Raw genomic sequence first — 11,036 nt, forward strand, 5'->3', positions numbered from 1 at the left:
CTGATGGCACAAAAACTGATTCAGGGCGTGCGTGGCATGCACGACATCCTGCCCGACGACGCCGAACGCTGGGAGCTGTTCGAGGAGATCGTGCGCGGCTGGCTGCGTAGCTATGGCTATCGCCCGATCCGCACGCCGATTCTTGAATTCACACCGCTCTTCGTGCGTGGCGTCGGTGAGCACACCGACATCGTTGAGAAGGAGATGTACGCCTTCGAAGATCGCCTCAACGGCGATCCGCTGGTACTGCGTCCCGAGGGCACAGCACCGTGCGTGCGTGCCGTGCTTGAGCACAACCTGATCAATTCGTCAGGTCCGCAGCGGCTCTATTACAACGGCCCGATGTTCCGCCACGAGCGGCCGCAGAAGGGGCGCCAGCGCCAGTTCCACCAGTTTGGTGTGGAAGCCTTCGGCTACACAGGTCCGGACATCGACGCTGAGCATATCGTGATGCTCGCGCGGCTGTGGCGCGATCTGGGTCTTGAAGAGGACATCACGCTCGAGCTCAACACGCTTGGCTCCAGCGACGAGCGTGCAGCGCATCGCCAGGCCCTGATCGCCTATTTCGAGGCGCATCGCGATCAACTGGACGAAGACGCTCAGCGTCGTCTGCACTCGAATCCGCTGCGCATCCTTGACACCAAGAATCCGGCGATGCAGGCGCTCGTCGAAGCCGCGCCGAAGCTCGCCGAATTCCTTGGCGTCGAATCGCTGGCGCACTTCGAAGGCGTTCAGACGCTGCTGCGTGAGGCCGCGATTCCTTTTCGCATCAATCCGCGTCTGGTCCGCGGGCTGGACTACTACAACCGCACCGTGTTCGAATGGGTGACCGATAAACTCGGTGCCCAGGCAACCGTGTGTGGCGGCGGTCGCTACGATGGCCTCGTCGAACAGCTTGGCGGAAAGCCGACCCCGGCCTGTGGTTTTGGCATGGGGATCGAGCGTCTGATGATGCTGTGGGAGGTCTCGCAGGGCGATGCCGCGCGCTCGGTTCCCGATGTATATCTGGTACACCAAGGCGATGCCGCCTCGCGCTTTGCATTCCGTCTGGCGGAACAGCTTCGCGAGGATGGATTTGCGGTCGTGTTGCATTGTGGCGGCGGCAACTTCAAGAACCAGATGAAGAAGGCCGATGCGTCCGGCGCGGCAGTTGCGGTCATCGTTGGTGACGACGAGGCGGCAGCCGAAGAGGCCAGTTTCAAGCTTTTGCGGGAAGGCGGCGAGCAACGCCGGCTGCCTGCTGCACAACTCGGCGAGACCCTCGCCGCTCTGCTCTACAACGTGGAAGAAGAAGATGGCAGCGTTTGACCTCGAAGAACAGGAACAGATTGCAACGCTCAAGGCCTGGTGGGAGAAGTGGGGCAATTTGCTGACGATCGGCGCCGTGGTCTTGGCCGTGGCCGTTGTTGGCTGGCGTGGCTGGGAGTATTACCGCAACAAGCAATCGGGCGAAGCAAGCGTGATCTACGCAAGCCTGATGCAGGCCGTTGAGGCCAAGGATGCACAGAAGATCCGCGAAGCGTCGGGCATCATCGCCGAACGTTTTGGCTCGACCGCCTATGCCGATCTGTCTGCGCTGCTCGCTGCGGAAGCCCAGGCGGCTGCCGGTGATCGTGCAAGCGCCAAGACCAAGCTGGAATGGGCTGCCGAGAAGGGAAATGACCCGCTGACCCGCGATCTCGCGCGGCTGCGCCTGGCTGCCGTGCTGCTGGACGAGAAGGCCTACGACGCGGCGCTCAAGCAACTCGCCGTGAAGCCGAACAAGGCATTTGCGGTGCGTTATGCGGACTTGCGTGGCGATGTGCTGGTTGCACAAGGCAAGCCGGCTGACGCCCTGACGGCCTACAAGGAGGCGCTCGACGGGCTCGGTTCCGAACAGGGTTCGCAGGCATTCAAGTCGGTTCTTGAGCTGAAGATCGACGCGCTCGGAGGCGGCAAGTGAAATTGCGCGCGCCGATTGCGCTCACGCTCGCTCTGGCGCTGCTGAGCGGTTGCTCCACGGTCAGCTCATGGTTCAGCAAGACAATCGTCGAGCCGATGGCGGAGCTCAAGCCATTCACGGCATCGGCGCGCTTGGAGCAGGTGTGGCGCTTCAGTGTCGGCGCTGCCGGCAAGGCCCTGATTCAGCCGGCCTCGAATGGCGATGCCGTCTTTGTCGCGAACGAGGGTGGCGACGTCTATCGTATTGAGAACGGGCGCCAGGTCTGGCGTGCCCGGACCAAGGAAGACATCGTTGCTGGCGTAGGTGCGTCGAGCGGGCTGGTTGTGGTGGGCACGCATCGCGGCATGGTCGCAGCGTTCGATGCTGCAACCGGCGCGGAGCGATGGACCGTCGACGTCGGTGGCGATCTTGCTGCCACGCCGCAGGTCGAGAACGACATGGTGGTCGTGCGCGTTGGCGACTCGCGCCTTGTGGCGCTGGACGTGGCGAACGGCCGCCGTCGCTGGACCTACACGCGCAGCACGCCGCCCTTGTCGCTGCGGGCGTTCTCCGAAATGCGCCGCGTTGAGAACTACCTCTTCGCGGGCTTCTCGGGCGGCCGCGTTGCAGCGATCACGACCAATAACGGTCAGCTGGCATGGGAAGGTGCGGTCGCCCAGCCGCGTGGCACGACCGAGCTTGAACGTCTGTCGGACGTTGTGGGTTCGCCGCTCCTCGGCGGCGGTGCGTTGTGTGCTGGTGCCTTCCAGGGGCGCGTCACCTGTTTTGACGTGACCAAGGGTGTTGCCGTCTGGGGGCGTGACATTTCGACGCCAGTAGGCATCGCCATGGACGCCAACAATGTGTTTGCGACGGACGAACGTGGCTCGGTGCACGCACTTGATCGCGGTACCGGCGCCACTGCCTGGAAGCAGGATGACCTGAAGCTGCGCAAGGTCGGTCGTCCGCTTGAATTTGATCGATACGTCGCCGTAGGTGATGTCGAGGGTTGGGTACATCTGCTCAACAAGGCTGACGGTCACTTCGCCGCCCGCCTGCGTGCGGACAACTCGCCGCTGGATGCGCCGCTGCTCGAACACGATGGCGGCATTGTTGCACTCTCGCGTGACGGCATCCTGTCGTACATGAAAGTGCGTTGAGGTAAATGCAGTGAAACCCACCCTGGTCCTCGTCGGGCGTCCGAATGTTGGCAAGTCGACGCTATTCAACCGTTTGACCCGATCGCGTGATGCGCTCGTGGCAGACATGCCCGGCCTGACGCGTGACCGTCACTACGGCATCGGCCGCCTCGGCGACCGGCCGTATTTCGTGGTCGACACCGGCGGTCTTGAGCCGGCCGCGAAGGACGGCATCCTTGCCGAAATGGCGCGCCAGGCCGATCAGGCGATCGCCGAGGCCGATGCGCTGCTGTTCCTGGTGGACGGCCGCGCGGGCCTGACGCCGCAAGACAAGCAAATCGCCGTCGAACTGCGCCGTACCGGGCGTCCGGTTCATCTGGTCGTCAACAAGGGCGAGGGCATGAACCGCGCCGTTGTGGCTGCGGACTTCCATGAACTTGGGTTTGGCGATCCGATCGTGATTTCCGCCTCGCACGGTGATGGTGTGCGAGGCCTGATCGATGCCGCGCTGGCACCGTTTCCGGTCGATCCGGAGGGTGAGGACGACGGCTCGGGTGGCCCCAAGGTCGCAATCATTGGCCGTCCGAACGTCGGCAAATCGACGCTGATCAACGCGCTGCTGGGTGAAGAGCGCGTTATCGCCTTCGACATGCCGGGCACGACGCGTGATGCGATCTCCATCCCCTTCGAGCGCAATGGCAAGAACTACACGCTGATCGACACCGCTGGTCTGCGCCGCAAGGGCAAGGTGTTCGAAGCGATCGAGAAGTTCTCGGTAATCAAGACCCTGCAGGCGATCGAGCAATCGAACGTCGCGGTACTGGTGCTCGACGCGAGCCAGGACATCTCGGAGCAGGACGCGCACATCGCCGGCTTCGCGCTGGAGTCCGGTCGCGCGATGGTGGTGGCGGTCAACAAGTGGGATGCGGTGGATAGCTATCGCCGCGAACAGCTCAAGAACGATCTGGCGCGCAAGCTCAACTTCCTGTCCTGGGCAAAGTTCCACTACATTTCGGCGCTGGAAGGCGACGGCATTGGTGCGCTGATGCGTTCCGTCGATGGCGCCTACGCTGCGGCGATGATCAAGCTCGCGACGCCGAAGCTGACCCGCACGCTGCAAGCGGCGATTACGAAGCAGGCGCCGCCGCGCCACGGCATCTTCCGCCCGAAGATGCGCTATGCGCACCAGGGGGGCTCCAACCCGCCGGTGGTCGTGGTGCATGGCAACGCGCTTGAGCACATCCCTGATTCTTACAAGCGCTTCCTTGAGCGCAACTTCATGGAAGTCTTCAAGCTACAGGGCACGCCGTTGCGGATACAATTCAAGACGGCCCGCAATCCGTTCTCCGACACGGAATAGGGCTTGGCGGGGACACGGCTGACCCCGCATTCGATCTACCCCGGGACATGCGCCCATCGAATGATTATTACAAGCACACAAGAGGACACCCGAAATGAGCAACAAAGGGCAACTGCTACAAGACCCGTTTCTGAATACGCTGCGCCGGGAACATGTTCCGGTCTCGATCTACCTGGTTAACGGCATCAAGCTGCAGGGTCAGATCGAGTCCTTCGACCAGTACGTCGTGCTGCTGAAGAACACCGTCACTCAGATGGTCTACAAGCACGCCATCTCCACCGTTGTACCGGCGCGTCCGGTCTCGATCCAGCAGGATCATGGAGACAAGCAGGATTGAACGCACGCTGTCTGAAAGCGGCCGCGCAAGCGGCCGTTCGCTGAATGTTTGAACGGCCCGCGAGCGGTAACAGGGCCGTCATCGTTCAACTCGATCTCGGCGAACCCGGCCAGGTCGAGCGGTTGAACGAAATCTCTCTCCTCGCCAAGAGCGCCGGCGCTGAAGTGCTGGCCGTCGTGCGCGGCAAGCGGCGCGCACCCGATGCAGCCTTGTTCGCTGGGCGCGGCAAGGTGGAAGAAATTGGCGCTGCATGCCAAGAACACCAGGCCGATCTGGTGCTCTTCAATCACCAGTTATCCCCGGTTCAGCAACGAAATCTCGAACGCGAGCTGCAGTGCCGCGTTGTCGATCGCAATGCGCTGATCCTCGACATCTTCGCGTTGCGTGCCAAGAGCCACGAAGGCAAGTTGCAGGTCGAGCTGGCACAGCTTGAGCATCTGGCAACGCGCCTGGTGCGGGGCTGGACCCACCTTGAGCGGCAGAAGGGCGGCATTGGCTTGCGTGGCCCGGGCGAAAAGCAGCTCGAAACCGACCGCCGTTTGCTCGGCGTGCGGGTCAAGGCGCTGAAGGAGCGCCTCGCCCAGGTTGAACGCCAGCGCAAGACACGTCGACGTGCAAGGGAACGTCGCGACATTCCGACGGTCTCTCTAGTCGGTTATACGAATGCAGGCAAGTCGACGCTGTTCAATGCGCTGACTAAGGCGGGCGCCTATGCGGCCGACCAGCTGTTTGCGACCCTCGACACGACTTCCCGGAGAGTGTTTCTTGGTCGTGGCATCGTGGTGTTGTCGGATACGGTCGGTTTCATCCGCGACTTGCCGCACTCTCTGGTGGCAGCGTTCCACGCGACGTTGGAAGAGACGGCAAGCGCTGATCTCTTGCTGCATGTGGTGGACAGCGCCAGCGACGACCGTGAAGCTCAGATCGAGGTGGTTAATCAGGTGTTGCAGGAAATCGGCGCAGGTGATGTGCCGCAGATTCTCGTGCTGAACAAGATCGATGCGACCCTAGCGGCGCCCAAGGTTGAGCGGGACGCCTGTGGTAACATCGCCCGCGTTTTTGTCAGCGCTCAGACTGGCGCCGGCCTTGATGGCCTGCGCGAAGCGCTCGCCGAGCTGTTGCTCGGCGAGGACGTGCCCGCAGAGCCGGGCTGATCTCCAAGGACCATCCCTATGGTCATCACCGGAATTCTCATGTCTCTCAACGACCCGCGCTGGGGCAACAACAATCAGGGTGGTGGCGACCGCGGCGGCAATCAAGGGCCGCCCGATCTGGAAGAGGTATGGCGCGATGTCAATCGCCGCCTGTCCGGCTTCTTTGGTCGCAAGGGTGGCGGCGGCGGCGACTCGGGTGGTAATTCGCCAAGCCCCGGCCAGATCGGTGGCGGCATCGGCTTGATCGCCGGCGTCGTGGCTGCGCTATGGCTGGCGAGCGGCTTCTACATCGTTGATGCGAGCCAGCGCGGCATCGTGCTGCGCTTCGGCAAGTTCATCCAGAGCACCGAACCGGGTTTGCGCTGGCGTTTGCCCTACCCGATCGAGACGCACGAACTGGTCAACCTGACTGGTGTGCGTACCGTCGAAATCGGCTATCGCGGCAGCGAGCGCAACAAGGTGTTGAATGAATCGCTGATGCTCACGGACGACGAAAACATCGTGAACATTCAGTTCGCGGTGCAGTACGTGTTGAAGGATCCGAAGGAGTACCTGTTCAACAACCGTGAGCCGGACGCAAACGTCGTTCAGGCGGCGGAGTCCGCGATCCGCGAGATCGTCGGGAAGAGCAAGATGGACTTCGTGCTTTACGAGGGCCGTGAGCAGATTGCGACGAACGCCGCGACGCTGATGCAGGAAATCCTGGACCGCTATCAGGCGGGGATCATGATCTCCAAGGTGACGATGCAGAATGCACAGCCGCCCGAGCAGGTGCAGGCGGCATTCGATGACGCGGTGAAGGCAGGGCAGGATCGCGAGCGTCAGAAGAATGAAGGTCAGGCCTATTTCAACGACGTCGTGCCGAAGGCCAAGGGTACGGCATCGCGCCTGTTCGAAGAGGCGGCGGGCTACCAGGCTCGCGTGATTGCGAACGCCGAGGGCGATGCCTCGCGCTTCAAGAGCATTGTCACCGAGTATGCGAAGGCGCCGGAGGTGACGCGCCAGCGCATGTACCTCGACACCATGCAGCAGATCTTTGCCAACACCACCAAGGTGCTGGTCGATGCCAAGGGCAATGGCAATCTGCTCTATCTGCCGCTCGACAAACTGATGCAGGCGACCGCTCAGGGCCCAAGCGCGCCGGTGGCAGCGCCGGACGTTGCTGCCACGCCGAGTCGTCCGGCGAGCACGGCTGGCTCGGATCCGGTCGCGCCGCCGAAGGCCGATGTGCCGGTGCCTGCCGATTATCGTAGTCGCGAAGCCATGCGTTCGCGCGAAAGGGGAGAGCGCTGATGCGCGAACGTTTGCCTTTGCTCGCGGGGTTTGCTCTCGCGATCATCGCGGTGCTGTCGCTCGCCGTCTTTACGGTGGATCAGCGCCAGTACGCGATCGTCTTCCAACTCGGCGAGATCCGTCGTGTCGCCAACGAGCCGGGTTTGTTCTTCAAGGTGCCGCTGGTGCAGAACGTGCGCTACTTCGACAAGCGCATCCTCACGTTTGAAACCAGCGATCCCGAACGTTTCATCACCAGCGAAAAGAAGAACGTGCTGGTTGATCTGTTCGTGAAGTGGCGCATCGTCGATCCAAAGGCCTACTACACGGCTGTTGGCGGCGATGAAGCGCGCGCCCGTACCCGGCTTGAGCAGACCGTGAATGCTGGCCTGCGCGAAGAGTTCGGCAAGCGCACCGTGCATGAAGTCGTCTCCGGCGAACGCGAGCGCATCATGAACGAGATGCGCAGCAAGGCCGACCTCGATGCGCGCAAGATCGGCGTGCAGGTGGTGGATGTTCGCCTCAAGCGCGTCGAGTTGCCGACCGAAGTCAGCGCCGCTGTCTTCAGCCGGATGGAGGCAGAGCGCAAGCGCGTTGCAAACGAGCTGCGCTCGCAGGGCTCAGCCGAGGCTGAGAAGATTCGCGCCGATGCTGATCGCCAGCGCGAAGTGATCATCGCCGAGGCCTACCGCGACGCGCAGAAGGTCAAGGGCGAGGGTGACGCGAAGGCGGCCGCCATCTACGCGGAAGCCTTCAATCGGAACCCCGAGTTCTACAGCTTCTACCGCAGTCTGGAAGCGTACCGCCAGAGCTTCAAGAACCGCAGCGACGTGCTGGTCGTCGATCCGGGCTCGGAGTTCTTCAAGTACTACCGCGGAGCCGGCAGCAACAAGGGCGGCGCCGGCAAGTAGGCCATGTTTGATACCCTGTTCATGGCCTTCGCGCTGATGCTGGTGCTCGAAGGCCTGCTGCCCTTTCTGGCGCCCGGTGTGTGGCGCAAAGTCTTTTTGCAGGTTGCCAGCCTCGCAGACGGCCAAATCCGATTCATCGGGCTGACCTCAATGCTGGTCGGCCTGATTCTCCTGATCCTTTCGCACTGATACTCATGTCGTCGCCGCGCTGGGCTTTGCCCGACCATATTGAAGACGCATTGCCACTTGAGGCCGCTCGCCTTGAGGCGATGCGCCGCCGCCTGCTCGACGAGTTCCGGCTCCACGGCTACCAGTTGGTGATGCCGCCGCTGATCGAGTACGTCGAGTCGCTGCTTTCCGGTACCGGCAAGGAGATGGGGGAGCACACCTTCCGCATGGCCGATCCGTTCACCGGTCGCGTCCTCGGATTGCGCGCCGATATCACGCCGCAGGTCACGCGGATTGATGCGCACCTCTTGAATCGGCAGGGTGTGACGCGTCTTTGCTATGCCGCGAGCGTCGTGCGGACGACCCCGCGCTCCCTTCTGGCGAGCCGTCAGCCGATGCAGCTTGGCGTCGAGATCTATGGCCACGCCGGCATCGATGCCGATATCGAGGTCATCCGCATGCTGTCGCGAACCCTCGACGTCGCTGGCGTGAAGGCTTCGCGCATCGACCTTGGTCACATCGGGCTGTTCCGCGCGCTCGCGGAGCTCGCCGGGCTGAGCGCAGAGCAGGAGCGAGAGCTGTTTTCCGTGCTGCAGGCGAAGGATGTGCCGACGCTGGAGGCGATGACGGCCAGCATGCCGGCCGAGGCTGCTGCCGCCTTGCGGCAGTTGCCGGTGCTGTACGGTGATGTCAGTGTGCTTGCACGCGCTGCCGCGGTGTTGCCCGCAATTCCGGCTGTGCAGGCTGCTTTGGCCGATCTGCGCGCGATTGCTGAGGCATTGCCGGATCTGCCCTTGTCATTTGACCTCGCGGATTTGCGCGGCTACGACTATCACAGCGGGCTGGTATTTGCGGCCTTCTGTGGTACCTCGCCAGCCGCCGTGGCCTTCGGTGGTCGCTACGACGAGGTGGGGCGCGCGTTCGGGCGTGCGCGTCCGGCGACGGGATTCAGCGTCAATGATCTGCGTGACCTGATCGACGCGGATTTGGATGCCGTGTTGCCCGGTGCGGTGTTGGCGCCGGCCGGCGACGATCCGTTGCTCGCGCAGGCGGTTGCCTCGCTTCGCGCCGCTGGTGAGATCGTCACGCGTGCGCTGCCGGGGCATGAGGGTACCTGGCGCGAAGCCGGATGTGATCGGGAATTGGTTCTGCAGGGCGACCGTTGGGTGGTCGTCCCGCTTCAGGGAGATTGAGCATGGCAAGAAACGTTGTCGTCGTCGGCACCCAGTGGGGTGACGAGGGCAAAGGCAAGGTCGTCGACTGGCTGACCGATCACGCGCAGGGTGTTGTGCGTTTCCAGGGCGGTCACAATGCCGGCCACACGCTGGTGATCAAGGGGCAGAAGTACGCGTTGAACCTGATTCCGTCGGGCATCATGCGCGATGGCGTACGCTGCTATATCGGCAATGGCGTGGTCGTCAATGCCGAGCATCTGCTGTACGAGATCGACAAGCTGGAAGCCGGTGGCATTGAAGTCCGCTCACGCCTGATGGTCAGCGAAGGCTGCCCGCTGATCCTGCCGTATCACCAGAAGCTGGATCTCGCACGCGAAGCCCGCCGCGGCGAAGCCAAGATCGGCACGACCGGCAAGGGCATCGGGCCGACCTACGAAGACAAGGTCGCCCGCCGCGCGCTGCGCGTGCTGGATCTGTTCTATCCGGATCTCTTTGCCGAGAAGCTGCGCGAGAACCTCGACTATCACAACTTCGTGCTGACCAAGTATTTCGGCGGCGAGGCGGTCGATTTCCAGCAGACTTACGACGCCTCGATGGCGAACGCGGCGAGGGTGCTGCCGCTCGTGGGCGACGTGTCGGCTGCGCTGCATGCGGTCAACCGCCGCGGCGAGAACCTGCTGTTTGAAGGCGCGCAGGGCACGCTGCTGGACGTTGATCACGGCACCTACCCGTACGTTACGTCGAGCAACTGTGTGGCGGGCGCAGCGTCGCCCGGTTCGGGTGTTGGCCCGAACATGCTCCACTACATCCTGGGCATCACCAAGGCTTACACGACCCGCGTCGGTGCAGGCCCGTTCCCGAGCGAACTGCCAATCGAGGAAGAGGGCTGCGTTGGCCATCATCTGTCGACGGTTGGCCACGAGCGTGGCACCGTCACCGGGCGCGTGCGCCGTTGCGGCTGGTTCGACGCGGCCTTGCTCAAGCGCTCGATTCAGATCAATGGCGTTTCGGGTCTTTGCATCACCAAGCTCGATGTGCTTGATGGCATCGAAGAGCTACAGCTGTGTGCGGGGTATCGACTCGACGGCAAGATCATCGACCTGCTGCCGATCGGCGCCGATCGCGTTGCGCGCTGCGAACCGATTTACGAGACGATGCCGGGTTGGAACGAGCCGACGGTGGGCGTGAAGTCCTACGACGCTTTGCCGGCGAATGCGCGCGCCTACCTGCGCCGTATCGAAGAGCTTTGCGGCGTGCCGGTCGATATGATCTCGACGGGCCCTGATCGCGAAGAGACGATCGTTCTGCGCCACCCGTTCAAGGGCTGAGGGCAGGCAGCAACAGATGGGGTCTGGCTGCGATGGGCGGCCAGACCTCTCGATGAAACGCCCAAACCACTACACCGAAGGCGAAACGGAAACGCGTGCAGGGAAAGCACAAAAGAAAAATGCCAGCTCGAAGAGCTGGCATTCTTTGCGAAATTCTTGGTGCCCAGGAGAGGACTCGAACCTCCACACCTTGCGGCACTAGTACCTGAAACTAGCGCGTCTACCAATTTCGCCACCTGGGCATTCGCTGCTCCGCAGCGAGAACAGAAGT

General features: G+C 62.7%; 11 protein-coding genes and 1 tRNA gene. 11 read left to right on the forward strand and 1 reads right to left on the reverse strand.

What is annotated here, in order from left to right; genetic code table 11:
* Positions 1–3 precede the first annotated feature (3 nt).
* From hisS to HH302_RS02080, 11 genes are all read left to right on the forward strand, one after another.
* On the forward strand, positions 4–1,308 hold the full coding sequence (gene hisS, locus HH302_RS02030) for a histidine--tRNA ligase (protein ID WP_172197471.1): 1,305 nt from the start codon (positions 4–6) through the stop codon (positions 1,306–1,308).
* A complete protein-coding gene (locus tag HH302_RS02035) occupies positions 1,295–1,942 on the forward strand; it encodes a tetratricopeptide repeat protein (protein ID WP_172197474.1) in 648 nt (215 codons plus the stop codon). The genes hisS and HH302_RS02035 overlap by 14 nt, the downstream gene beginning before the upstream one ends.
* Positions 1,939–3,081, forward strand: a complete 1,143-nt coding sequence (gene bamB / locus HH302_RS02040) for an outer membrane protein assembly factor BamB (protein ID WP_172197477.1) — start codon at positions 1,939–1,941, stop codon at positions 3,079–3,081. Before HH302_RS02035 ends, bamB begins: the two co-directional genes overlap by 4 nt.
* Before the next feature lie 10 nt (positions 3,082–3,091).
* Entirely contained in the window at positions 3,092–4,420 is a 1,329-nt protein-coding gene (gene der / locus HH302_RS02045; protein ID WP_172197480.1) for a ribosome biogenesis GTPase Der, read from the forward strand.
* 94 nt (positions 4,421–4,514) lie between these two features.
* Complete coding sequence (gene hfq, locus HH302_RS02050; protein ID WP_172197483.1) at positions 4,515–4,757, forward strand: RNA chaperone Hfq; 243 nt, start codon at positions 4,515–4,517, stop codon at positions 4,755–4,757.
* A 44-nt stretch (positions 4,758–4,801) separates the two neighbouring features.
* The gene (hflX, locus tag HH302_RS02055; RefSeq protein ID WP_172197486.1) at positions 4,802–5,911 is read left to right on the forward strand and encodes a GTPase HflX; all 1,110 of its coding nucleotides are present in this window, start codon (positions 4,802–4,804) and stop codon (positions 5,909–5,911) included.
* 39 nt (positions 5,912–5,950) lie between these two features.
* On the forward strand, positions 5,951–7,204 hold the full coding sequence (gene hflK, locus HH302_RS02060; protein ID WP_172197489.1) for an FtsH protease activity modulator HflK: 1,254 nt from the start codon (positions 5,951–5,953) through the stop codon (positions 7,202–7,204).
* The gene (gene hflC, locus HH302_RS02065) at positions 7,204–8,094 is read left to right on the forward strand and encodes a protease modulator HflC (RefSeq protein ID WP_172197492.1); all 891 of its coding nucleotides are present in this window, start codon (positions 7,204–7,206) and stop codon (positions 8,092–8,094) included. The genes hflK and hflC overlap by 1 nt, the downstream gene beginning before the upstream one ends.
* Before the next feature lie 3 nt (positions 8,095–8,097).
* Complete coding sequence (locus tag HH302_RS02070) at positions 8,098–8,283, forward strand: DUF2065 domain-containing protein (protein WP_172197495.1); 186 nt, start codon at positions 8,098–8,100, stop codon at positions 8,281–8,283.
* 5 nt (positions 8,284–8,288) lie between these two features.
* Positions 8,289–9,455 (forward strand): ATP phosphoribosyltransferase regulatory subunit, encoded by a 1,167-nt coding sequence (locus HH302_RS02075; protein ID WP_172197498.1) that lies wholly within the window; start codon positions 8,289–8,291, stop codon positions 9,453–9,455.
* Positions 9,456–9,457: 2 nt separating this feature from the next.
* The gene (locus HH302_RS02080) at positions 9,458–10,765 is read left to right on the forward strand and encodes an adenylosuccinate synthase (RefSeq protein ID WP_172197501.1); all 1,308 of its coding nucleotides are present in this window, start codon (positions 9,458–9,460) and stop codon (positions 10,763–10,765) included.
* A gap of 157 nt (positions 10,766–10,922) precedes the next feature.
* Here the strand turns inward: HH302_RS02080 and HH302_RS02085 are convergent.
* Positions 10,923–11,007 (reverse strand) — tRNA-Leu (locus HH302_RS02085).
* Positions 11,008–11,036 lie beyond the last annotated feature (29 nt).

This window comes from Niveibacterium sp. COAC-50 (assembly GCF_013184235.1).
GTDB lineage: Bacteria > Pseudomonadota > Gammaproteobacteria > Burkholderiales > Rhodocyclaceae > Niveibacterium > Niveibacterium microcysteis.

What these genes read in the sequence shown, in the direction of transcription:
- HH302_RS02080 (WP_172197501.1), top strand. Translation starts at nt 9,458, where the DNA reads ATGGCAAGAAACGTTGTCGTCGTCGGCACCCAGTGGGGTGACGAGGGC.
- hfq (WP_172197483.1), top strand. Translation starts at nt 4,515, where the DNA reads ATGAGCAACAAAGGGCAACTGCTACAAGACCCGTTTCTGAATACGCTG.
- HH302_RS02075 (WP_172197498.1), top strand. Translation starts at nt 8,289, where the DNA reads ATGTCGTCGCCGCGCTGGGCTTTGCCCGACCATATTGAAGACGCATTG.
- HH302_RS02070 (WP_172197495.1), top strand. Translation starts at nt 8,098, where the DNA reads ATGTTTGATACCCTGTTCATGGCCTTCGCGCTGATGCTGGTGCTCGAA.
- hflX (WP_172197486.1), top strand. Translation starts at nt 4,802, where the DNA reads ATGTTTGAACGGCCCGCGAGCGGTAACAGGGCCGTCATCGTTCAACTC.
- HH302_RS02035 (WP_172197474.1), top strand. Translation starts at nt 1,295, where the DNA reads ATGGCAGCGTTTGACCTCGAAGAACAGGAACAGATTGCAACGCTCAAG.
- hisS (WP_172197471.1), top strand. Translation starts at nt 4, where the DNA reads ATGGCACAAAAACTGATTCAGGGCGTGCGTGGCATGCACGACATCCTG.
- hflC (WP_172197492.1), top strand. Translation starts at nt 7,204, where the DNA reads ATGCGCGAACGTTTGCCTTTGCTCGCGGGGTTTGCTCTCGCGATCATC.
- hflK (WP_172197489.1), top strand. Translation starts at nt 5,951, where the DNA reads ATGTCTCTCAACGACCCGCGCTGGGGCAACAACAATCAGGGTGGTGGC.